At 30.7% G+C, this 22857-nt stretch carries 26 protein-coding genes; 11 read left to right on the plus strand and 15 right to left on the minus strand.

Features of this window, described 5'->3' with window-relative positions; genetic code table 11:
• Positions 1 to 12: 12 nt before the first annotated feature.
• Positions 13 to 345, minus strand: coding sequence for an ArsR/SmtB family transcription factor (locus ACNG5D_RS05905; RefSeq protein ID WP_418182572.1), 333 nt, complete (start codon positions 343 to 345; stop codon positions 13 to 15).
• 145 nt (positions 346 to 490) lie between these two features.
• On the opposite strand from ACNG5D_RS05905, the gene ACNG5D_RS05910 reads away from it, so the two are divergent.
• The 4 genes from ACNG5D_RS05910 (at position 491) to ACNG5D_RS05925 (ending at position 3073) form a co-directional block, all read left to right on the plus strand.
• Positions 491 to 1423: a peptidylprolyl isomerase gene (locus ACNG5D_RS05910; protein WP_418182573.1), complete on the plus strand. Its 933-nt coding sequence runs from the start codon at positions 491 to 493 to the stop codon at positions 1421 to 1423.
• Positions 1424 to 1571: 148 nt separating this feature from the next.
• Entirely contained in the window at positions 1572 to 2015 is a 444-nt protein-coding gene (locus ACNG5D_RS05915) for a hypothetical protein (protein WP_418182574.1), read from the plus strand.
• Between the two features lie 26 nt (positions 2016 to 2041).
• Positions 2042 to 2587, plus strand: coding sequence for a YfiT family bacillithiol transferase (locus tag ACNG5D_RS05920; RefSeq protein WP_418182575.1), 546 nt, complete (start codon positions 2042 to 2044; stop codon positions 2585 to 2587).
• The gene (locus ACNG5D_RS05925; RefSeq protein ID WP_418182576.1) at positions 2588 to 3073 is read left to right on the plus strand and encodes a GNAT family N-acetyltransferase; all 486 of its coding nucleotides are present in this window, start codon (positions 2588 to 2590) and stop codon (positions 3071 to 3073) included. It abuts the gene before it with no gap.
• On the opposite strand, the gene ACNG5D_RS05930 is transcribed toward ACNG5D_RS05925, so the two are convergent.
• Entirely contained in the window at positions 3070 to 3627 is a 558-nt protein-coding gene (locus ACNG5D_RS05930) for a thioredoxin family protein (protein WP_418182577.1), read from the minus strand. The two genes, ACNG5D_RS05925 and ACNG5D_RS05930, sit on opposite strands and share 4 nt — an antisense overlap.
• Before the next feature lie 46 nt (positions 3628 to 3673).
• Between ACNG5D_RS05930 and ACNG5D_RS05935 the strand changes: the two genes are divergently transcribed.
• The 3 genes from ACNG5D_RS05935 to ACNG5D_RS05945 are packed head-to-tail and all read left to right on the plus strand — an operon-like array spanning position 3674 to position 5943.
• A complete protein-coding gene (locus ACNG5D_RS05935; RefSeq protein WP_418182578.1) occupies positions 3674 to 4009 on the plus strand; it encodes a tRNA-binding protein in 336 nt (111 codons plus the stop codon).
• A gap of 3 nt (positions 4010 to 4012) precedes the next feature.
• Complete coding sequence (locus ACNG5D_RS05940) at positions 4013 to 4915, plus strand: bile acid:sodium symporter family protein (RefSeq protein WP_418182579.1); 903 nt, start codon at positions 4013 to 4015, stop codon at positions 4913 to 4915.
• The gene (locus ACNG5D_RS05945; RefSeq protein ID WP_418182580.1) at positions 4912 to 5943 is read left to right on the plus strand and encodes a lysophospholipid acyltransferase family protein; all 1032 of its coding nucleotides are present in this window, start codon (positions 4912 to 4914) and stop codon (positions 5941 to 5943) included. The genes ACNG5D_RS05940 and ACNG5D_RS05945 overlap by 4 nt, the downstream gene beginning before the upstream one ends.
• Before the next feature lie 58 nt (positions 5944 to 6001).
• On the opposite strand, the gene ACNG5D_RS05950 is transcribed toward ACNG5D_RS05945, so the two are convergent.
• Positions 6002 to 6391: a PUR family DNA/RNA-binding protein gene (locus tag ACNG5D_RS05950; RefSeq protein ID WP_418183063.1), complete on the minus strand. Its 390-nt coding sequence runs from the start codon at positions 6389 to 6391 to the stop codon at positions 6002 to 6004.
• 123 nt (positions 6392 to 6514) lie between these two features.
• Positions 6515 to 8278 (minus strand): ABC transporter ATP-binding protein, encoded by a 1764-nt coding sequence (locus ACNG5D_RS05955; RefSeq protein WP_418182581.1) that lies wholly within the window; start codon positions 8276 to 8278, stop codon positions 6515 to 6517.
• Between the two features lie 206 nt (positions 8279 to 8484).
• Here ACNG5D_RS05955 and nusB point away from each other — a divergent pair, with 206 nt between their 5' ends.
• The 3 genes from nusB to yajC all read left to right on the plus strand — a co-directional run bounded on the left by nusB (position 8485) and on the right by yajC (position 10327).
• Entirely contained in the window at positions 8485 to 9432 is a 948-nt protein-coding gene (gene nusB / locus ACNG5D_RS05960) for a transcription antitermination factor NusB (RefSeq protein ID WP_418182582.1), read from the plus strand.
• Positions 9433 to 9535: 103 nt separating this feature from the next.
• Positions 9536 to 10021: a DUF1573 domain-containing protein gene (locus ACNG5D_RS05965; protein ID WP_418182583.1), complete on the plus strand. Its 486-nt coding sequence runs from the start codon at positions 9536 to 9538 to the stop codon at positions 10019 to 10021.
• Between the two features lie 12 nt (positions 10022 to 10033).
• Positions 10034 to 10327, plus strand: coding sequence for a preprotein translocase subunit YajC (gene yajC, locus ACNG5D_RS05970; protein WP_418182584.1), 294 nt, complete (start codon positions 10034 to 10036; stop codon positions 10325 to 10327).
• Positions 10328 to 10401: 74 nt separating this feature from the next.
• On the opposite strand, the gene ACNG5D_RS05975 is transcribed toward yajC, so the two are convergent.
• From ACNG5D_RS05975 to ACNG5D_RS06010, 8 genes are all read right to left on the minus strand, one after another.
• A complete protein-coding gene (locus ACNG5D_RS05975) occupies positions 10402 to 11001 on the minus strand; it encodes a YdeI/OmpD-associated family protein (RefSeq protein ID WP_418182585.1) in 600 nt (199 codons plus the stop codon).
• A 4-nt stretch (positions 11002 to 11005) separates the two neighbouring features.
• Positions 11006 to 11578 (minus strand): pentapeptide repeat-containing protein, encoded by a 573-nt coding sequence (locus ACNG5D_RS05980; protein WP_418182586.1) that lies wholly within the window; start codon positions 11576 to 11578, stop codon positions 11006 to 11008.
• A 208-nt stretch (positions 11579 to 11786) separates the two neighbouring features.
• Complete coding sequence (locus ACNG5D_RS05985) at positions 11787 to 13085, minus strand: cryptochrome/photolyase family protein (RefSeq protein ID WP_418182587.1); 1299 nt, start codon at positions 13083 to 13085, stop codon at positions 11787 to 11789.
• Positions 13086 to 13090: 5 nt separating this feature from the next.
• Positions 13091 to 13549, minus strand: a complete 459-nt coding sequence (locus ACNG5D_RS05990; RefSeq protein WP_418182588.1) for a TspO/MBR family protein — start codon at positions 13547 to 13549, stop codon at positions 13091 to 13093.
• A gap of 2 nt (positions 13550 to 13551) precedes the next feature.
• A complete protein-coding gene (locus tag ACNG5D_RS05995) occupies positions 13552 to 14970 on the minus strand; it encodes an SDR family oxidoreductase (RefSeq protein WP_418182589.1) in 1419 nt (472 codons plus the stop codon).
• A 21-nt stretch (positions 14971 to 14991) separates the two neighbouring features.
• A complete protein-coding gene (locus ACNG5D_RS06000; protein WP_418182590.1) occupies positions 14992 to 15444 on the minus strand; it encodes an SRPBCC family protein in 453 nt (150 codons plus the stop codon).
• Positions 15445 to 15660: 216 nt separating this feature from the next.
• A complete protein-coding gene (locus ACNG5D_RS06005; protein ID WP_418182591.1) occupies positions 15661 to 15876 on the minus strand; it encodes a hypothetical protein in 216 nt (71 codons plus the stop codon).
• Positions 15877 to 16024: 148 nt separating this feature from the next.
• On the minus strand, positions 16025 to 16249 hold the full coding sequence (locus ACNG5D_RS06010; RefSeq protein ID WP_418182592.1) for a hypothetical protein: 225 nt from the start codon (positions 16247 to 16249) through the stop codon (positions 16025 to 16027).
• 345 nt (positions 16250 to 16594) lie between these two features.
• Here ACNG5D_RS06010 and ACNG5D_RS06015 point away from each other — a divergent pair, with 345 nt between their 5' ends.
• Positions 16595 to 17446, plus strand: a complete 852-nt coding sequence (locus ACNG5D_RS06015) for a DUF2911 domain-containing protein (protein WP_418182593.1) — start codon at positions 16595 to 16597, stop codon at positions 17444 to 17446.
• A 76-nt stretch (positions 17447 to 17522) separates the two neighbouring features.
• On the opposite strand, the gene ACNG5D_RS06020 is transcribed toward ACNG5D_RS06015, so the two are convergent.
• The 3 genes from ACNG5D_RS06020 to ACNG5D_RS06030 form a co-directional block, all read right to left on the minus strand.
• The gene (locus tag ACNG5D_RS06020) at positions 17523 to 18494 is read right to left on the minus strand and encodes a Gfo/Idh/MocA family protein (protein WP_418182594.1); all 972 of its coding nucleotides are present in this window, start codon (positions 18492 to 18494) and stop codon (positions 17523 to 17525) included.
• Positions 18487 to 20199: a sodium:solute symporter family protein gene (locus ACNG5D_RS06025; RefSeq protein WP_418182595.1), complete on the minus strand. Its 1713-nt coding sequence runs from the start codon at positions 20197 to 20199 to the stop codon at positions 18487 to 18489. Before ACNG5D_RS06025 ends, ACNG5D_RS06020 begins: the two co-directional genes overlap by 8 nt.
• A 109-nt stretch (positions 20200 to 20308) precedes the next feature.
• Entirely contained in the window at positions 20309 to 22834 is a 2526-nt protein-coding gene (locus ACNG5D_RS06030; RefSeq protein ID WP_418182596.1) for a PIG-L family deacetylase, read from the minus strand.
• Between the last annotated feature and the right edge of the window lie 23 nt (positions 22835 to 22857).

Here is a 22857-nt window from a genome sequence, read left to right on the forward strand (position 1 = left end):
GGTTTAAATTATTTAGCAACAGCTGTTGTTAGTAGTAATATCTTGATCTAGAAACTTTATCATTACAGCTTTCATTTTTATCCAGTTTTCTGTGTTAATACAATAGCAAACACTAGTTCCCTCTACATTGCCTTTAATTAATCCGAGGTGTTTAAGCTCTTTTAAGTGCTGAGAAATAGTTGGTTGTGCAAGGCCAATTTCGTTAACTAAATCGCCACAATAACAAGTGTTAATTTTAAACAACTGTTCTAGAATGGCTACCCTAGCAGGATGACCAAATACTTTTGCAAAAAGCGCAATTTCATTTTGTGTATCTGTAAACATTTCTGTTTTTGCTAATCCCATAATTATAATATATTAGTTTATTGCAATATTACGATAAATGAATATACAAACCAAGTATTTTAATTTAAGTTTTAAAACTAATGGGGCTTAGTTATTAACTTTTAACTTACTTTCCTATCTTTGCACTTTCTTAAAAAATAGAACAATGCAAGACGGATTATACGCAAAATTTAACACAACAAAAGGAGAAATTCTTGTCGCTTTAGAGTACCAAAAAACGCCAGGAACAGTTGGGCACTTTGTAGCTTTAGCAGAAGGTAATTTAGAAAATAAAGTAAAACCCCAAGGAACTCCTTATTATGATGGATTAAAATTTCATAGAGTTATTCCAGATTTTATGATTCAAGGTGGTTGTCCACAAGGTTCAGGAGCAGGAAACCCAGGATATCAATTTGACGATGAGTTTCATCCAGACTTAAAGCATGATGGTCCAGGTGTATTATCTATGGCGAATGCAGGCCCTGGTACAAATGGAAGTCAGTTTTTTATAACACATGTAGAAACAGCTTGGTTAGATGGGAAACATACTGTTTTTGGAAAAGTTTCTACAGGTCAAGATGTTGTTAATGCTATTGCACAAGGCGATAAAATAGATAGTATAGAAATTATAAGAGAAGGAGCCGAAGCCGAAGCTTTTAATCCAGTTGAAGCTTTTAGAGTTTTTGAAGGATCTAGAGCAAAACGCGAAGCCGAAGCAAAAGCTGCTGCCGAAGCCGAACTAGATAAAATAGCTGCTGGTTTTGAGAAAACAGAAAGCGGTTTACGTTACCAAATTATACAAAAAGGTAATGGCAAAAAGGCAGAAAAAGGGCAAACAGTTTCTGTACATTATAAAGGTCAATTATCAGACGGTACTGTTTTCGATTCTTCTTATAAACGTAACCAGCCAATAGATTTTCCTTTAGGTGTAGGACAAGTAATTCCTGGTTGGGATGAGGGTATTGGCTTACTAAAAGTAGGCGATAAAGCAAGATTAGTAATACCAAGCCATTTAGGATACGGAAGCGCTGGCGCTGGAGGAGTAATACCACCAAATGCTACTTTAGTTTTCGATGTAGAATTGATGGATGTAAAATAGCCTTTTAGGTTTATTACATAATAATAACATTTATAAAACACCCATATATTTTTGGGTGTTTTTTTGTTTATGCGGTGTAATGGCGTTTTAATTAATTTATTTGTCGATTATTTTTTTCAATACGGTACTATCTATTTATTTTTAAAGTATGATAAGTGTAAAAGATGCCAATTTAAATTCAAAAATATTAAAAGAACTTAATTATTCTTTTGCAGACGTTTTTATTTTTGATGGCTTTGTAATTTCAGAAATTAAACGAGGTGTTAATTTTAACTGGAATGATCATGCAAGTAAAATTGTAGAAGATGTTGCATGTTTTTTAGGTAAGGATGGTAAAGATGTAATTTATATTTCTAACCGTATAAACTCTTATGCAGTAGTAGCAGTAGATTGGTTTAAGTTTTTTAAAAACAATTATTTTTTAAAAAACTATTTTGTGGTTTCAAATAAGTCTGGAAGTAAACTTAATTTAATGATAGAAAGTTTGTTTTTTAAAGACAAAATAAAAAGTTTTAACTCGCTTTATACCGCCGTAAATTGGGTTAAAAAAGGAGATTTGAAGTTGCCAAATAGTAAAATATCTTTATTTTAGAGGTTTACTTCTAAATTATAAAATACGTGAATTCGTTAGAATTAGACAAATTAAAATACCCAATAGGGCAATTTGAATGTCCAAAAATTATTACTAAACAACATGTTGAGGGTTGGATAACAATTTTAGAGCAATTTCCTATTCGCTTAGAAGCTCTTGTAAAGCATCTTTCTAAAAAACAATTAGATACACAGTATAGGCCAGGCGGTTGGACAATAAGGCAGTTGGTACATCATATATCAGATAGCCACCATCATAGTTATACACGTTTTAAATGGGCATTAACAGAAGATAAACCTGTAATTAAAGCCTATAATGAAAAACTTTGGGCAGAATTAAATGATAGCAAATTGGCTCCCATTCAAATGTCAATAGAACACTTGAAGGCTATTCATTACAAATTAGTAAATTTATTAAAATCGTTATCTACTGAAGATTTAAATAAGTGTTTTATACACCCTGAAACTAATAGTGAAGTTTTACTTAGTTATAATATTGGTAATTATGCTTGGCATAGTAATCATCATTATGCGCATATAGAAAACGTAATGAAACGTAAAGGTTGGCTGTAAATGATTAGGCGTTTACAAATACAAGATGCAGAGGCTTTATTAAAAATTTATAACTATTATGTTTTAAATACTACTGCTACTTTTGATATTGATCCTTTAACTATTCATATGTTTTTAGAAAAAATAAAGCGTATTTCGGCTAAATACCCATTTATAGTTTATCTTGAAAATGATGAAATATTAGGGTATGCTTATGGCAGTAGCTTTAGGCCTAAACCTGCCTATAATTACGTAGCAGAAACTACTGTTTATGTAAAACATACAGCGCACGGAAAACAAATAGGAACAAAATTATATACAGAGTTAATACGACAGTTAAAAGAAACCAATTTACATTCGGTATTAGGCGTTTTAACCATTCCTAATAATGCAAGTGTAAAATTGCATGAAAAATTAGGGTTTAAACAAGTAGCAAGTTTAAACGAAGTTGGATTTAAATTTGGTAAATGGCAAAATATTGGTATTTGGCAGTTAAAATTGGTTTAATTTTTCCATTTTATACTACAGCCTATGCTTGGTTTTTGTAATTGCGTATTTTCTTTATTTTTAATTAAACAGTCTAATGCATATCTTAAATCTTTTCCTGTTACGGGCAAATTGTTTCCTGGTCTAGAATCGTCTAACTGACCTCTGTAAGTTAGTTTTAAATGGGCATTAAAAACATAAAAATCTGGAGTACATGCGGCATTGTATGCTTTAGCTATGTCTTGAGTTTCATCATATAAATATGGAAATGGATAATTTTCATGTTTAGCATGAATTTTCATTTTCTCGGGCGAATCTTGAGGGTATTTAATAATATCGTTACTAGAAATAGCAATAAAACCAATATCTTTTTCCGCGTAAGCGTTTGCTATAGCTACAATTTCTTTGTTAATATGAATTACAAAAGGACAATGGTTGCAAATAAAAAAGATTACCGTACCTTTTTCGCCTTTTAAAGTGTTAAGGTTTAAAGTGGAATTAGAAACTGTATCTAGTAGAGAAAAGTCTGGGGCTTTAGTTCCTAACGGAAGCATATTTGAAGGCGTATCTGCCATAATTTAAGTTTTTACCAAAGTTCGTAAATATTTGTATTTTTAAAAAATGGATAACACAATTACTTTTGATGACTTTACTAAAGTCGATTTGCGCATAGGAACTATTATAGAAGTTAACGATTTTCCTGAAGCAAGAAACCCTGCTTACCAACTTACAATAGACTTTGGCGATTTGGGAATTAAAAAATCTTCAGCTCAAATAACAACATTATATAAAAAAAGCGATTTGTTAAACCATCAAATTGTTGCTGTTGTTAATTTTCCTAGAAAACAGATAGCTAAATTTATGAGCGATTGTTTGGTGTTAGGCGCAGTAAACGGAAAAGATGTTGTGCTTTTAAACCCCGAAATGAAAGTAAAAAATGGATCGTCTGTAAACTAACTTATGCAAGATTTAGATAAGGTTCAAATACATTTTGATAGTCAAGGATTGTGGGTTTTAAACATAGCACTTGCTGTTGTTATGTTTGGTGTAGCGCTTCATATTACACTTCATGATTTTAAAGCATTAATAAAGCAACCTAAATTGGTTTTAGTGGGTATTTTGGCTCAGTTTATTCTGTTGCCTTTAGTAACTTATATATTGGTAAGTATAATAAAACCACAGCCTAGTATTGCATTGGGTATGTTTGTTGTTGCTGCTTGTCCTGGTGGTAATATTTCAAATTTTATGACGCACTTGGCAAAAGGAAATACAGCGCTATCGGTTAGTCTTACTGCATTTGCAACTTTTTTAGCAATGTTTATGACACCTTTTAACTTTAAGTTTTATAGTACTTTGTACGAGCCCACGGCTCAAATTTTAAAAACAGTCCAACTAGATTCTTATCAATTAATAAAGCTGGTTATTTTAATTCTTGGTGCGCCTTTGTTATTAGGAATGTTGTTAAGGTATAAAACACCTAATTTAGCCTTAAAACTTTCTAAAATATTAAAACCTTTATCTATAGCTGTTTTTGCTGCCATTGTAATTATTGCTTTTTCTAACAATATAGATGTGTTTAATAATTATATTCAACATGTTTTAATGATAGGAATTATGCATAATATATTGGCCTTATTATTAGGTTTTATAGTTGCAAAATTATTTTGTTTGTCATTTAAAAATCAAAAAACATTAGCGATAGAAACTGGTATACAAAATTCTGGATTGGGGTTGTTATTAATTTTTTCCTTTTTTAATGGGTTAGGAGGTATGGCTATTTTGGCTGCTTTTTGGGGAATTTGGCATATTATATCTGGGTTGTTATTAGCCTTTTTTTGGTCTAGAAAACAAGAAAACGTTTGAAATATATTTGGTTAACATTTGTAAGAGGGTATTTAAAAGTTGGCATGTATTTTTATTTTAAAAATATAAAAATACATGGTATAAAAAATGTACCTAAAAATAAGCCAGTTTTATTATTAAGCAATCATCAAAACGCACTTTTAGATGCTTTGTTGATTGCTACAAAATGCGGACGATTTTCGTATTTTCTAACAAGAGCTTCTGTGTTTAATAAGCCTATTATAGCTAGAGTTTTAAAAAGTTTGCAAATGCTTCCTGTGTATAGAGTTAGAGATGGTTGGGGTAATTTAGCAAATAATAATGCTGTTTTTAAATCTTGTTCTAAACTTCTAGATAATAGCGCGTGTATTGTTATTTTTCCTGAAGGCAACCATAATTTAAACAGAACGGTTAGGCCTTTAAGTAAAGGATTTACAAGGATTGTATTTAACACTTTAGAGAACAACCCTAGTTTAGATTTGCAATTACTTCCTGTTGGATTAAATTATTTGCATGCTGCTAAATTTCCCGATAGCACATCTATATATTTTGGGAATCCAATAGAAGCTAAAACCTATATTTCGGATAATATAAATGAATCTGTTTTAAAATTAAAAACAAAAATACAGTCTGAAATAGGGTTGTTAACAACGCATATTCCAAAGGATAATTATAAAGTTACTTTAAAAAAATTAGAAGATTTAAATGTTAATTTTTTAGATGCTAAAATGGTAAATGCTTGTATAGATTCGGGGGTTAAGAGCAGTAAATTTAAAAGCCCCAAAAAAAATACTTTTTTAAAGGCAATAATGAGAACTTTATTAATAATAGCATTTATATTACCTTATTTAGTTTGGGTATATATAGCAAAACCAAAAATTAAGGAGGCAGAGTTTATATCTACATTTAGGTTTGTTGTAGTTATTACATTAGCTCCAATTTGGCTAATTAGCTTATTTGTATTAATTGGTTTTATACTTGGTTGGAAACTAGCTATTTCCTATATACTTGCTAGTGTATTTATTGCTTTAGCTGCTGTTAAATTATAAAAAAAACCGCAATAATTAATTGCGGTTTAAATGTTATGAATTTGTGGGTTTTTGATAATTAAATATCATCAAAATCAATATCTGTAAATGTTTCTGTTGATTGAGTTTTTAAATCTGCTTCGGTAACTCTAGAGCCATCATCATATTCTTTTTTAAAATCTTTTTGGTGGCGCTCACTTATTACTTCATCGCCCTTTTCTTTAATAATATAATCGGTCATTTCTGCTAGAATATCTTTAAACTCAGCAAAATCTTCTTTGTAAATGTAAATTTTATGTTTTTTGTAATGAAACGATCCGTCGTCATTAGTGAATTTTTTACTCTCAGTAATTGTTAAGTAATAATCTTCTGCTTTGGTTGCTCTTACATCAAAAAAATAAGTTCGTCTTCCTGCTCTTAATACTTTTGAAAAAATTTCCTCTTTCTCCATCATACCGTTATTCATAATTTAATTGTCTAATTAATAGTTTCAAAAATCTAAAAAAAAACTATACTAACCAATAAAATTTAATTTTTCTTTTTTAAATCTAGATTTTTAATGCATTTAATTTAAGAAAAGCAAAGCTTTATGTTATAATTTATTAGTTGGAGTTTCGCTTAATTGTTTTAAATATAGGTGCTTATAGTAACCATCTATATTTATAAGGTTTTCGTGTGTGCCTTCTTGAACAATTTCTCCGCTGTCTAAAACAATTATTTTATTAGCGTTTTTAGCCGATGATACTCTATGACTTACTATTATTGCTGTTTTTCCTTTTGAAATTTTGTTTAAATTTTTTAAAATTTTCTCTTCAGTTTCTGTATCTACAGCAGATAAACAATCGTCTAGAAGTAATATTTTTGGCGATTTAATAATGGCTCTTGCTATAGATACGCGTTGTTTTTGTCCTCCAGAAAGTGTAATGCCACGTTCGCCTAAAACAGTATTGTAGCCTTTAGTAAATTTGGTAATGTTTTTGTGTACTTGTGCGTTTTTAGCAGCTTGTATAACATCATTATCGGTAGCATCTTGTTTACCAAATTTAATATTGGTTTTTATAGTATCGGAAAACAAAAAGGCATCTTGAGGCACATAACCAATGTTATCGCGTAAATCATTTAGATTTAAGTTGGTAATTTCTGTGTTATTAATGGTTATGTGGCCTTGGTTAATATCGTAAAGACGTCCTATTAAATCTAGTATAGTAGATTTACCAGATCCTGTTTTACCTAAAATGGCTAAAGTTTCTCCTTCTTTAATTTTAAAACTAACGTTTTTAAGGGCTTGTATGTTGGTATCATTATAAGTGAATGATACGTTTTTAAACTCAATATCGCCAGTAATTTTAGAGGGTGTACAAACCAAGTTTTTAATTTCTGGTTCAAATTTTAAAAACTCATTAATTCTTTTTTGAGAAGCTTCAGCTTGTTGAACAATAGAGGTTACCCAACCTACAGTTGCAACAGGCCAAGTAAGCATGTTTACATATATAATAAACTCTGCAATAGTACCAATACTTTCAATTTCACCATTAATGTATTGCATGCCACCAATGTATATAACTAGTAGGTTACTTGCCCCAATTAGAAGTATCATCATAGGAAAAAACCAAGCCTGTACTTTTGCTAAGTTTATTTGTTTTTCTTTACTTTCTGTAGCAAGTGTTTTAAAATTAACCGATGTTTGCGGCTCTATATTATAGGCTTTAATTACAGAAATACCACTAAACGACTCTTGAGTAAATGTAGAGAGTTTAGATAGGTATTCTTGAACAATTGTGCTTCGTCTATGAATTTCTTTACTTAGTTTATAAATTATAACAGATAAAATAGGAAGCGGCACAACAGTATACAAAGTAAGCTTTGGCGATGCGTTAACCATATAAATAATAACAATAACAAAAAGGGCAAGTGTATTAATACTGTACATTAAAGCTGGACCGGCATACATACGAACACGAGAAACATCTTCGGTAATACGATTCATTAAATCGCCAGTACGGTTATTTTTATAAAAATTTAACGATAACTTTTGGTAATGCGCATAAATCTCATTTTTTAAATCGAACTCTATATACCTAGAAACATTTATTATGGTTTGTCTCATAAAAAAAGTAAGAATAGCAGCAATAAGAGCGGCTCCAATTATATATAGAATAGCTTCTAGTAAATTGGCTCTAAAAGCAGTTTCGTTAATAGAGTGGTCATAATAATTTTCAATGGCTATAAATATTTTTTTTACGTAACGCGGTGTATAAAGTAAAAACAAACGGGCTACAATAGTTATAATAGAGCCAATTATAAGGTGCGTTCTGTATTTAAAAAAGTATTTATTTAAGTGTTTTAATGCTTTCATTTACCTAGTTAGGAATAGGATAGCAAATATAACGTATAAAAGCTAGAATAGTTAATTTAAAAGATAAGCTATTTGTTAAATATAGCTTAAAATATAAGCTCTCAATTTTTAAAAATAAGTACTGTTTATTTTAAATTTAGTATTATTTTTGCAGCTCTAAAAAAACAATGAATAAAGTTTCATATTTTTAATTAAAGTTCTTTGTAATGATGCTAAATAGAAGACATATACGTGTAAAAGTTATGCAAACCATGTATGCCTTTAAAGGTAGTGAAAGTGATGATTTTAGTAAAGATCAAAAATTTTTACTTTACAGTATAGATAATATGTACAATTTGTATTTACTATTAATTTCTCTACTAATAGAAGTTCAAAAAAGAGCTGAGAACGATTTACAAAAAAAGCAAAACAAGCATCTTGCCACCAAAGAAGACAAAGACCCTAACAGAAAGTTTGTTAATAACCAAGTATTAAGGTTTTTAAAAGAAAACCTTCCTTTACAAGACCAATTTAAGTCTCATAACATTAATAATTGGGAGTTAGATGGAGAGTATGTCGATATAATTTTTAAAGATATTATTGCTAGTGATTTGTATAAAGAATATATGAAAACTAGAGTATCTGATTTTAAGGAAGATAAAGTATTTATTGTCGATGTTTTTAAAGATATTGTAGCACCAAACGAAAAGCTTTACGAATATATGGAAGATAAAAACTTAACTTGGTTAGACGATCTTCCAACGGTAAATACAACCATTTTAAAGTTATTAAGAAAGGTTAAAGAAGCATCGCCCGAGAACTATTTTACCCCAAAACTTTATAAAGATATTGAAGACAAGCAGTTTGCTATAAATTTGTTTAAAAAAACATTATTAAATGCATCTACTATAAATACCGAGATTGATAAAAAAACCAAAAATTGGGATACAGAACGTATAGCAACCGTTGATTATGTATTGCTGCAAATGGCCATTTGCGAGTTAAATAATTTTCCTTCAATACCAGTAAAAGTAACAATAAATGAGTACTTAGAAATATCTAAAGAGTATTCTACACCAAAAAGTAGCATTTTTATAAACGGTATTTTAGATAAACTTGTAAAAGAGTATGAAGCTTCTGGCGAGCTTAAAAAAGTAGGCCGTGGTTTAATGTAAGTAAAATAAGGCTATTGTTAATTATTGTTAAGAAGAATACAAAAATTTTTAATCGACTAAATAATTACTATTTTTGTTCATCTAAAAATAAAATAAATCTATCATGAAAAAAGTAATATTAGGACTTAGCGCAATGTGTTTAATCGCATTTACTTCTTGTAAAGAGAATGCTGCCGAAAAAATTAACGAAACTAATATAGCAGCAGCAGCCGAAAGAGATGCTGTAGCCACTAAGTTTCCAGTAATAGAGTTCGATAAAAAAGAACACGATTTTGGCGAAATTGAAGCTAAAACTGCTGTAGAAACTACTTTTAAGTACACAAATAAAGGCGAAGCTCCTCTAGTAATTACAGATATAAAAAGCTCTTGTGGTTGTACAGTACCACAAAACTGGAGTAGAGAGCCTTTATTACCTGGAGATTCTGGAGAGTTTTCTGTGAAATTTAACGGAAGCGGCTCTAATAAAGTAACAAAAACAATAACAGTAACAGCAAATACCGAAGCAGGAGCAGAAACTGTAAAAATTACAGCATTTGTAAAACCAGATCCTACTAAAGTTAACAAGCAAGCAGTACAAGCAAAAAGCTAAATAAATTAAATAATGGGAGAAGGTATAGGTAGTTTATTACCATTTGTATTAATGTTTGTTGTAGTGTATTTTTTTATGATTGCACCGCAAATGAAACGAGCAAAAAAAGAAAAGCAATTTGCAGCCAATTTAAAACGTGGCGATAAAGTAATTACTAAAAGTGGGTTACACGGAAAAGTTGTAGATTTAAACGACAAAGATAATAGCTGTGTAATAGAAACTATGGCAGGAAAACTAAAGTTCGATAAGTCTGCAATTTCTATGGAAATGAGCTCTAAGCTTAATACAACTGCAACGGCTAAATAATTTAATTTGCCAATATAGCAACATAAAAAAAGCTTCCGTAAAGGAAGCTTTTTTTATATTTAAAATAAAAGTAACTAGCAGTTTTTATACTTATCATGCAATCCAACACCTTTAAGAATCATAGGAATAATTTTATCCAGTCTAGATTTTTTAGTAGCCTCTCGTTTGGCTGTAGCTATATGCTCGCAGTATTCATGTTGTTTGTATGGCGACAGAGTTTTAAAAGCTAATTTTAACTCCTTGTTGGTATTTAAAATAGTTTTTAACTCAACAGGAATAATAACCTCCTTTTTTGACCTATTAGGTTTAATTTCTTTTCCTAACTTTTGGTTTTCAATAGCCTCAATAATATAAGCTAAAACTACTTTTTTATCAATATCATTAATTGTTGTAAAGCGCATTTGCCTTAGGGCTTTAGTCTTGTTTTCTTGAGCATTAATCAATACATTATGTTCATCTTTCAAAAAAACACCGTTAAAAAACCAAATGCAAAAATGGTTTTTAAAAGCGCCAAACCCTAAAACATTTTTACCATTAAAGGTGTACACAGGCGCATTCCATTTAACCGTTTCAATAACTTCGGTAGTAAGAATAATAGCTCTTAGAAGTATTAAAGCATCACTAAAATGGTTGTGTTCTTCAATGTATTCTTCTACCGAATAAATTTTTTTCATAACACTAATCTATTAATATTTTGTATTTACTTAACAACCCTACAACCGAAGGTAAAGAAAATCGAGCACCTTGCATACGGTTGTTTTCGGGGTCTATACTAAAGTTTTTGGCAGTTCTAAAATCTGTTTTTTCTAAATTAGAATTAAAAAAAATAGCGTTTAACAAATCGCAATAATCAAAAACAGCAGCATTTAAATTACAATTTGTAAAATCGGTGCCTTCCATTTTACAATTTTTAAAAACAGTTTTAGATAAATTGGTATTATAAAACGAGGCATGATTTAATTGGCAATTATCAACTTTAATATTAAAAGCAAAATCGCTACATTTTTCAAAATCTAACCCCAAAAGTTTACAATCTTTAAAAATAATATCTTGAAATCCTGTTTGAAAAACATTAGCAGAACTTAAATTACAATCGTAAAATTCACATTCTATAAACCTTACGCTAGATAGGTCGGCATCTAAAAAACTACAATTAATAAACGTACATAATTCATAATCGCCCTTTTTAAATTCGTATTTAGCAAAGGTTAAATTTTCAAAAGTTTGTTCGTCTATAAAGTGTTGTTCCATCAAGTAATTATTAATAAACATGATTAACTGTAAATATAATTAATATACATTAAAACTATATTTAAATAGTAAGTATTTGGGCGTTACCACAAGGGTCGCGCTTTACATTACTAGTTTTGGCTCGATGCTCGCCTCGCCAAAAGCTAACCATTACAATCGCTAACGCAAAGTAATAATCTTAGTAATCAATGTTTAAAAAAAATTAAGTTTAATTTAAAGCCGCTTTATAAGTTTTTAAACAGCGTTCTCTAGCAAATTTATGGTCTACAATAGGTTGCGGGTATGTAAGTTCTTTAAAATCGGGCACCCATTTTTTTATATAACTTAAGTTTTTATCGAATTTTTGTATTTGAGTTGTAGGATTAAAAATTCTAAAATACGGTGCCGCATCTACACCACAACCAGCAACCCATTGCCAGTTACCAACATTACTAGCCATATCATAATCGTGTAGTTTTTCGGCAAAATAGGCTTCGCCCCAGCGCCAATCAATTAGTAAATGCTTGCATAAAAAACTACCAACCAACATGCGTACACGATTGTGCATAAAGCCTGTTTTGTTTAATTGTCGCATGCCAGCATCAACTAAAGGGTAACCAGTTTTTCCTTCGCACCATGCTTTAAATTCTATTTCGTTATTTCGCCATTCAATACGATCGTATTTAGGTTTAAAACTAGAGTTTTTGGTATGCGGAAAATGCCAAAGAATTTGCATAAAAAACTCGCGCCAAATAAGTTCTTGTAAAAATATTTCGTTGTTTTGGGCAATAGCCTTTATTGCCATTTTACGTATGCTTACAGTTCCAAACCGTAAATGCGGGCCAAGTTTAGAAGTACTATCTTTAGCAGGGAAATTTCTGGTTTCTTCGTAGTGCTTAATTAATGTTGGAGTAACCGTATAAGGCTCTATTTTTTGGTTAGATTTAATAAATTCTAAATCTGATAGGCTTAAATCTGGTAAGTTTGTATTTGATACTAAATTTTGTAATAAACTTTCTGATGGATACGAAACCAAATTAGAAGTTTTAAATAATGCTTTCCAACGTTTCATATACGGTGTATATACCATATAAGGCTTGCCATCACTTTTTGTTATATCGTCTTTTTCAAAAATAACTTGATCTTTGTAAGTTTTAAACTCTATATTGTTTTTACTTAAAAAAATATTTATTTGAGTATCGCGTGTATTGGCATAAGGCTCGTAATCATGATTTGTATAAACAGCATTAATAGTATAAAGTTTAATTAACTCTTTAAAAACCTCAATAGGTTTGCCATAATATAAAGCTATACTTGAGTTAAAATTAGCGCTTAATTTTTTGTTTATAGTTTTAATTTTTTCATGAATAAATGTAACTCTAGCATCATCTTTTGGGAGTTTTTTTAATATTTCAGAATCAAATATAAAAATAGGTAATACAGGTGGTTTGCTTTGTAGAGCTTTGTATAGAGCAGTATTATCATGAAGTCTTAAGTCGCGTCGAAACCAAAATATTGAAATTTTCATAGAAATTAATTATAAAATAAAATATATAGATTTAATGATGAAGCTATAACCAACCAAACTAAATAAGGTACTAAAAATAAAGTTTTAAGCTTAAGAATTGCTCGATAATTAAAAAACAAAAACGCAATTAATAACGTTAGTAGCCAAATACAAATCATGCCAAAAGTTATAGATTGGAAGTAGAAGAATATAGGATTCCAAGCTATATTTAATATCAATTGAATTAAAAAAATAAAGATGACAGATTGTTTATTAACTCTCGATTCTAATAGATAAGCCATATAAATAGCGAAGCAAATCATTATAAAAGTCCAAGCACTTCCAAACACCCATCCTGGTGGTGTCCATGGGGCTTTGTTTAGCGTTTGGTACCAAGACGATGCAACTCCATTTTTAGTAAAAAGACTACCAATGTACAGAGCTGAAAAATTAGCTGCTAGAAATAAAATTGTTTTTTTTAGCACAGTTAATTGCAGGTTATTTTTTTTAGCATTCCATTAAAAATATAGCCATGAAATGGAAGTACAGCATACCAATATAATCTGCCCATTAAGCCTAATGGCCTAAAGGTAGCAGTTTGTATTAGGGTGTTAGATTCTATTTTAAATTCAAGCCAAGCTTCGCCAGGTAATTTCATTTCGGCGAGTAAAAGTAAGCGTCCTTCGTTTTTGTTTGCATAAAGTACTCTCCAAAAATCTAGCGCATCTCCAACTTGCAACCGGTTTGGGTTTGTGCGCCCGCGTCTTAGCCCAACACCGCCCATTAATTTATCTATAAAACCTCTTAACTTCCATAAAAAATTTCCGAAATACCATCCGTTTTTACCGCCAATTTTCCATATTTTATCAATGCAGTCGGTTCTATTTTTAAATGTTAAATTTCTTTTATCAATATAACACCCAAAGGTTGGTACTTGGATGAAATCTGAAATATTACTGTTAATGCCGCTACTTGCATAAGCATCTTTCCAACTCGATGTAATTTGGTTGTTTTCTATTTTAGTAAAAGCATTGGTTAACGCATTATGATAGTTTATAGGGCTAATATTTAGTATTTTATTTAGTTTATTAGGTCTGCAAATAACTTCAACCTTCATACTGTTTACCAAGGCCACAGCAAGTTTGTATGATGTTGATGTTACAAAGTATAGCCAATAAGACGAGAGTCTAGGCGTCATAACAGGAACCGTATAAATTTTGCGTTTTAAATTTCTAACCTTGGCAAATTTTAAAAGCATTTCTTTATAAGTTAGTATGTCTGGCCCTCCAATATCAAAAGCTTGATTGTAGGTAGCTTGGTTTAATACCACTTTGGATAAATATTTTATAACATCAGATATACCTATAGGCTGGCATTTTGTATTTAGCCATTTTGGTGTTATCATAATTGGTAGTTTTTCAACCAAATCTCTAATAATTTCGAAAGATGCACTTCCAGAGCCAATAATAATTCCTGCTCTTAATGTTGTTAATTTGTAATTTCCTGTTCCTAGTTCTTGCTCTACAATTTTTCTAGAAGTAAGGTGTTCAGATAATTCACTATCGTTAGTTATACCACTTAAATAAACAACATGTTTTGCGTTAGTTGCATTTAAGGCATTTTTAAAATTTATTGCCGATTGCTGTTCTAGTGTTTTGTAATTTGAAGAAACAGACATTGAGTGTACTAAATAAAAGGCTGCATCAATTTTAGTTGGAATTTTTGTTAATGAGGCTTTATTTAATAAATCTATTTGTATGGTGCTAATTTTAGATTTTAAATAGGCTGGTGGTGTAAATCGATTTATATCGCGTACACAACAAATTACTTCATGCCCATTTTCTACTAATACAGGAAGTAGTCTTTTTCCAATATAGCCTGTTGCACCTGTTAGTAGAATTTTCATGTATAATGCTTAAAATTTAATTTAAAAAATTTCTGCTAATGCTTTAAATCTGTAATCGAATATATCTTTTAGTTTTTTCTTAATTATAGGGTTGGTTAAGCTACCAATTATACCAAAAGGCGGTTTGTAGCTAACAATATCGGTCATTATTGTGCCTTTTTTAGATGCTTGAAGTATATGCTCGTGATGCCATATTTTATAAGGACCAACACGTTGTTCGTCAACAAAATACTTACCCTCTTTTACATGTGTAATTTCCGTAACCCAATTCATTTTAATTCCTAATAGAGGCGAAACTTTGTAGCAAATTATCATACCAGCATACATATTTGAGGGTAGATAACTTGAAGTTATATTAAAACCCATATAGTCTGGCGTTATTAATTTTAAATTGCATGGGTTAGATATAAAATGCCATACATCTTGTATGGGTTTATTAATTTCTTGTGTTTTTTTAAACTGATATATTCCCATAACTTTATATTAAATGTTATTTCTGTAAAAATTTGTTTAATTATTTTTTCGTAAAGTTAAACAAAAATATTGGTGCAGTAAAATTTAGCAATAAATATTAGTTATAGTGTAATAAACTAAAAAGTAAGCACAAAAAAAGAGCTACATAATTATAGCTCTTTTTTTGTGCTTACTATATTGTAAAAAATTGTAGTTAAACCACTACAAATGTATTTATTAAGGCCTTCCTTTAAGCCTTTTTTCAATTTTTTGTTTAATAACAGTTAGCCGTTTCATTAAGTCCATTATTTCAGGATCTTTTTTTGCTTTATAAATGTCATTTAAACTTAATATTAAATTTTTAACCTCTCTAGACGATTCGATACGTTCGCTTGTAGTTTTAAAAGTGTGTTTACGTTGTTCGAATTCTAAAGCTTTATCAATAATCTCCATAATACTTATTTAATCTTTAATCCAATATCTTAAATTGATAATATACCAATTTTGACAATATAATAAAATATACCAGATTAACTATTTTAATGTATAATTATTAGGAAAAATTTAGTATTAATGCTAAATTATTATTTGTTTAATTGTTTTAGCTAGTTAAAGGAGCACCTTTTAAGCGTTTTTCTATTTTTTGTTTTATAGCGGTTAAGCGTTTCATGATGTCCATGATTTTTTCGTCTTTTTCAACCTTATATACTTGATTTAAGTCTAAAATTAATGCTTTAGCTTCTCTTGAAAGCTTTACACGATCACTAGTTGATAAAGATCTCATTTTTCTTTGTTCAAATTCTAACGCTTTGTCTATTAACTCCATAAATGTAATATTTGTTGCAAAGATAAAATACCATATAATAATAATTATATAAAATTAAGCAGAATAATTAATAATACTATAACAATAATTTATTGTTGCATATACATTTACTTGGGTATAACCTTAATTTATTAAAAAGATAACTATATAAACTAAGCTGCTTTTTAGTTGTTTAACACGATAATTTTGCTTTTTTAGCATAAAAAAACTGATAAGGTATCTTTTAAATTAAAATGTGTTATTATAATTCTGTTAGAGCTTTTTTTAAGCTTTTGTTAACAATAACCGATTATATAATGGTTAATTTTATAATGTTTTAAACCTTAATTATTAATAACTACTAACATGAAAAAATTACTATTATTATTTACAATGTGTACGACTTTATATGCAGTACAAGCACAAGTAAAAACACCGCAACCAAGTCCACTAGCTAAGTTAGAGCAAAAAGTAGGACTTACTGATGTAACTATTGAATATTCTAGACCAGGCGTTAAAGGAAGAACTATTTTTGGTGGTTTAGAGCCTTATGGAAGTATTTGGCGAACAGGAGCAAACAAAAATACAGTTATTACTTTTAGCGACGATGTAACTATAGCAGGACAAGAAGTAAAAGCTGGAGCTTATGCTATTTTTACACGATTAAACTCTGCTAAATCTTGGGATGTTATGTTTTATAACGATACAAATAATTGGGGAACACCTCAAAAATGGGACGATAGCAAGGTTGTTGCTACGGCTAAAGTAGAGGTTATGGAAGTGCCTTTTAACGTAGAAACTTTAGCAATTGATATTAATAGTATAAAAAATGATAGTGCACTTTTAGAGATAATTTGGGAAAAATCTTATGTGGCTGTGCCTTTTACAGTACCAACAGACGCTAAGGTTACTAAAAACATAAAGGATGTAATGAATGGACCTGCGGCTGCCGATTATTATGCGTCTGCTGTTTATCATTTAGAAGCTGGGCATGACATAAATCAGGCGGTTACGTGGATTGATAAAGCTGTTGAAATGAGTAAGAATGAGCCTAAGTTTTGGTGGATTCATCAACAAGCTTTAATTCATGCTAAAGCAGGAAATAAAAAGGCTGCTATTGCTGCGGCTAAGTCATCTTTGGCGTTAGCTAAAGAAGCTAAATATGATGCTTATATTAGAAAAAATGAAGCAGTATTAAAAGAATGGGGTGCTATGTAATATGCATTTTATGATAGAAAAAAGCGCAACTTTAAAAAAGGTTGCGCTTTTTTTATTATTTCATATTTGCTATAAATTAATAGTTTAAGTTTATTAGCTTTCTTACTGCATCTAAAGTATTAATAAGTTGCTTACTAAATGCAAAAGACATTATGTTACTTTCTGTTTTTCCTTGTCTAAGTAATTCGTTAAAATGAATTATCTCGTAGTTGTATCCAATAGTCTTGTAATTAAAATCTATAGTTTTTTTATTGCCATTATTAGGTATTAAAGTTACAGTAGATGGCGCATGAAACTGTGTATTAATTTTAATGGTACCAGTTTCGCAATAAAAAATGGCTTGAGTTAGTGTGTCTTCAATAAGTGTGCTTTTTAAAATAGCATTTGCGTTTTCGTAATTAAAATTCATAGTACAAGACGAGTCGGCTCCATTATCAAAATAAGTAGCTTGTGCTTTAATATGTTTAGGAATCCCTAAAGTAGAAAGTGCTGCAAAAATAGGGTATATACCAATGTCTAATAAACTTCCACCTCCAAGAGATTTATTAAAAAGCCTTGATGAATCATCAAACGTTCTGTAGAAACCAAAATCGGCTTCAAGTGTAATAATATTTCCGTATAATTTGTTTTCTAAAGCTTTTAATACGTAATTGTAATGTGGTAAAAAATAAGCCCAAAGCGCTTCCATAAGTAGCACATTTTTTTCTTTAGCTTTAGCAATCATTTTATCAACCTCAAGACTATTCATAGCAAAAGGTTTTTCGCATAACACCGCTATGTTGTTTTCTAAACATAATAAAGTGTTTTCTTTATGTAATGCATGTGGTGTTGCTATGTATATGGCATTTATATTAGGATCTTTAACTAAGGCTTCATAATTATCGTACGCTTTTGTAGCATTGTATTTTAATGCAAAAGTATTGGCTTTGTCTTGATTTCTTGAAGCTACAGCATAAAGTTTTGCGCCTTTAACTGTTTGTAAATCTGTAGCAAATTTATGGGCTATATTGCCTAAGCCTATAATGCCCCAATTAATTGTTTTAAGCATGTGTTGTTTTGGTTTTAGGTGAAATAAATTGAAGTATACAAGCTATGATAATAACTATTATACAACCAACAAAATTTAACCATAAAAATGGAAGGTTTATAAATTCGTATAAATCTAAAAGGTATAAAGCAATTACTAAAACTTGAGTAATTAAAGCAGCAACAAAAACAGCATTGCTTTTTACAAATTTAAAGAAAAAGGCAAGTAGAAAAATACCCAAAACATTACCATAAAATATAGAACCTATAATGTTTACAAGCTGAATTAAATTTTCTGCTAGGTTAGCCACACAGGCTACACCAATGGCTATAATGCCCCAAGCAAAAGTAAACCAACGCGATGCTTTTACTTTTTCTTCTTCTGTTTTATTGCTAGAGTTTCTTATATATAAATCTATAGTTGTTGTAGACCCTAAAGCATTAAGCTCGCTAGCGGTGCTTGACATGGCAGCACTTAAAATTACGGCTAATAATAAACCAATTAATCCGCGAGGTAAATTGTTTAGTATAAAATGAATAAAAACATAATCTTTATCGTTACTTTCAACTTTAATATCTTGACTTACTGAAGCTTTATCTATTAATAGTCTTGCTTCCTCTCTTAATTCATCATGTGCAAGGTTAGCTGCTGCGATATAATTCGCAATTTTCGGGTCTTGAGATGTTGTATAAGCTTCAATAATTTTTTGCTTGTCGCTAAAAATTTGTTGTTGTTCTTTTTGAAGTGCTTTATATGCCTCGGCATATTCAGAATTTAAAACCACTTCGGTAGCTGTTGGATTAAAATTTACAGGCGCTTGATTAAATTGGTAAAATACAAATACCATAACACCAACTAATAAAATGAAAAATTGCATGGGGATTTTTAAAAGCCCATTAAATATTAAGCCTAATTGCATTTCTTTTACCGATTTTCCAGATAAGTAGCGTTGTACTTGACTTTGGTCTGTACCAAAATAAGATAGCATTAAAAATGTACCACCAATTATTCCGCTCCAAAATGTGTAGCGGTTATTTAAGTTAAAAGAAAAATCTAATACTTCCATTTTGCCACTAGCTCCAGCAATATCTAGCGCTTTACTAAAGGTAATGTCTTGAGGTAATTTATCTACAATTAGAAAAAATGCCACTAGCATACCAATAAAAATAACAACCATTTGGTGTTTTTGGGTTACGTTTACAGCTCGAGTACCACCAGAAACGGTGTATATAATTACTAAGCAACCAATTATTATGTTAAGTGTAAGTAAGTCCCAACCTAAAACTACAGATAAAATTATGGCTGGGGCAAATATGGTAATTCCTGCAGCCAAACCACGCTGAATTAAAAACAGAATAGCAGCTAAGGTTCTGGTTTTTAAATCGAAACGGTTTTCTAAAAATTCGTAAGCGGTATATACTTTTAATCGATGGTATAGCGGAATAAAAACCATACAAATAACAACCATGGCTATGGGTAAACCAAAATAAAATTGTACAAAGCCCATGCCGTCGTTAAATGCTTGTCCTGGAGTTGATAAAAACGTAATGGCGCTGGCTTGTGTTGCCATAACTGATAAACCAATAGTCCACCATTTTGATGTGTTGCCTCCTCTTAAATAATCTTTTACATTTTTGCTACCTCGTGTTTGTAGTGTGCCATAAGTTACTATAGCAATAAGTGTTACACAAAGTACTGTCCAGTCTATCCAGCTTAAAGTTTGCATATTTAAAAGGATTTAGTAATAATATAAAACAGAATAAAGTAAAAGGCATTGGCAATTAATACAGCAGAATATAATTTTAGCCATTTAGGTTTTGGTTGCTTTTCCATAGTTAATCGTTTAGTTTTTGGTTCTGATTAATATTATCTTTTCCTATAGATAGCATATTAGCAAATAATTTGTATGCACCAGAAACACCGGCAGGAAACTCTCTAAAAAAGCTTAATCCTGTATAAATGTAATGTCCTTTACCGTGTTTGGCAACAAGTAAGCTTCCGTGTTTGGCTGTTTCTCCTTTGTCGTGCATAGATAGAATAGGAGTAAACTCTTTACCCCAACTGTTAGGGAAGTATAATCCACGCTCTTGAGTCCAGCCATTAAAGTCGGTTTTGGTAATTTTATTTGGGAAGTTTAATACCTCGTGGTCTGGATTTAAAAAATGAACTTCGGCATTTTCATTGGTTACCCGATCTCTTGATAGACTTAGGTTATACGGTGCTAATTTTTCTACTTTTAAGCGGTGGCTGGTGTTGTATTGCACAATCATATTTCCGCCTTGAGCTACAAAATTGAATAATTGTTGTTGTTTAAAATTTAATTCTTCAATGGTGTTGTAAGCTCTTATACCAACCACTACAGCATCAAAATTATTAAGGGTTTCTGCTGTTATTTCATCAGGTTTAATAATACGCACATGATAACCAATTTGCTCTAAACTTTCTGGAACCACATCACCAGCACCTTGAATATATGCAATATTCTTGCCTCGTTTTTTAATATCTAAACGTACAATTTTACTTTCGCTTGGTAATAATACGGTTTGAAAAGGAATATGTTCATAATCAATACTAACAAGTTCTTTGGAATAACTGTTATCTCCAACATGAACAATTGGACTAATTAAACCTTCGCTTTGCTCTTTGGGAGGAATTACTGTAAAGACTAGTGTTTGTTCTTCGCCTTTATGAGTTATAGATACTTTTTGTGTTTTAGGGAATATGTTCCAGTTTTTAGGATGGCAAATTTCTACATGGCCCTCAAGGTTGTCTTTACCCGCTTTTACAACAACTGTTATATCTCGTTGTTTATTGGTGTTTAAAATGATAACTTTTTCGGTAATTTTTGCTGAAACTTCTGGAATGATTTCAAACGGGCGATACAGTTCGCCTTTATCGGGTTTAGAAAACCGTTGAATAATGGGTTTTGTAAATGTAAATGGGGTGTGGTTAATTAAAACATTAAAATCGATATTGAATATTCTTGGCGTTTCTGGTTTGCCAATAAGATTTGCATCATTAACTTGATACATACCTAACGATCCTTTTTCATTTAACCAATATGGTGTTGTGGGTTGTGTATTGCTAGCAACCTTAATAACTTCTTTAAAATTGTACTTAACATTGTTTTTTAGCGTTATGTTTTTTGCAATGTTTAAATTGCTAGTATTGTTTATGCTTTGTAAAATAATTGGTACATGACTTCTGTTAAGAGCTTCGATATTTAAGTTGATGGTTTCGTTTTGTGTAGCCCAATTTGTTTCGGCAGAAGCTTCTAAATATAGGCCAGCACACATTTCTATGATGGCTTTAAGCTCTTTGGTTTTTATGGTTTTCCAATGTTGATCTTCAATTTTTTGTAATAATTGATATGCTTTTACCAATTGCGCAACATGAGTTGAAGGATTTTTAAAATTAAAGTTATTTTCAATAGTATTCAAAATATCGCCAACAGCTTTTCCGCCTTTAACACGATTCCATGAGGTGTCGATACCTGCAAAAATATTATCACTTCCATTTAGTGGGGCGCCTTTTAAAAATTCTATAAACTCTTCCTGTGTGCCTCGTTGAGCTAAACGCCCAAAACCTTGGCACAAATGTTGGCTGCTAGCTAAAGCTGCTAGTTCGTTATTGCTCATGCCTTTTAAAGGGTAGTAAGTGCCAATATCAAAACTAAGCATGTTTGTTTTGTCTATTTTATCAAAAGCTTCTTTACTGCCATAGCGCCACCAGCTAGTATTGTAAAAAAGGCGTTTAGGTTGCCATAAGCTAGTTTGTTTTAATTGTTCTGGGTAGGCTGTAGCATTATTAGTTAAATTAAACGCTTCCATGCTTAATAGGGCAGATGTGGTGTGGTGCCCATGGGTTTGTCCTGCTCTTCGATGATCAAACCTATTAATAATTACGTCGGGTTTAAATTGTCTAATGGCAAGAACTACATCGCTTAAAACTTGGTCTTTGTTCCATATTTCTAAAGTTTCGTCGGGGTGTTTAGAGTAGCCAAAATCGTTAGCGCGAGTAAACAATTGTTCGCCACCATCTACACGTCTTGCAGCTAATAACTCTTGAGTTCTAATAACTCCTAATAGCTCTCTTATTTCTGGGCCAATAAGGTTTTGTCCGCCATCGCCTCGTGTTAACGATAAATATGCTGTTCTGGCTTTTACTTGATTAGCCATGTATGCAATTAAGCGAGTGTTTTCGTCGTCGGGGTGTGCCGCTACATACAAAACAGAACCTAATACATTTAGTTTTTGAATAGATTCGTATATGTAAGATGATGAAGGTGTTTTGGGCTTTTGGGCTTGTGTAATTGATAAGTAAAAAACACTAAGTAATAAAGTAAGTAAATGTTTCTGCATGATTTTTATTTAGCTAAAATCAA

Source organism: Algibacter ulvanivorans (assembly GCF_048381495.1).
Classification (GTDB): domain Bacteria; phylum Bacteroidota; class Bacteroidia; order Flavobacteriales; family Flavobacteriaceae; genus Algibacter_B; species Algibacter_B ulvanivorans.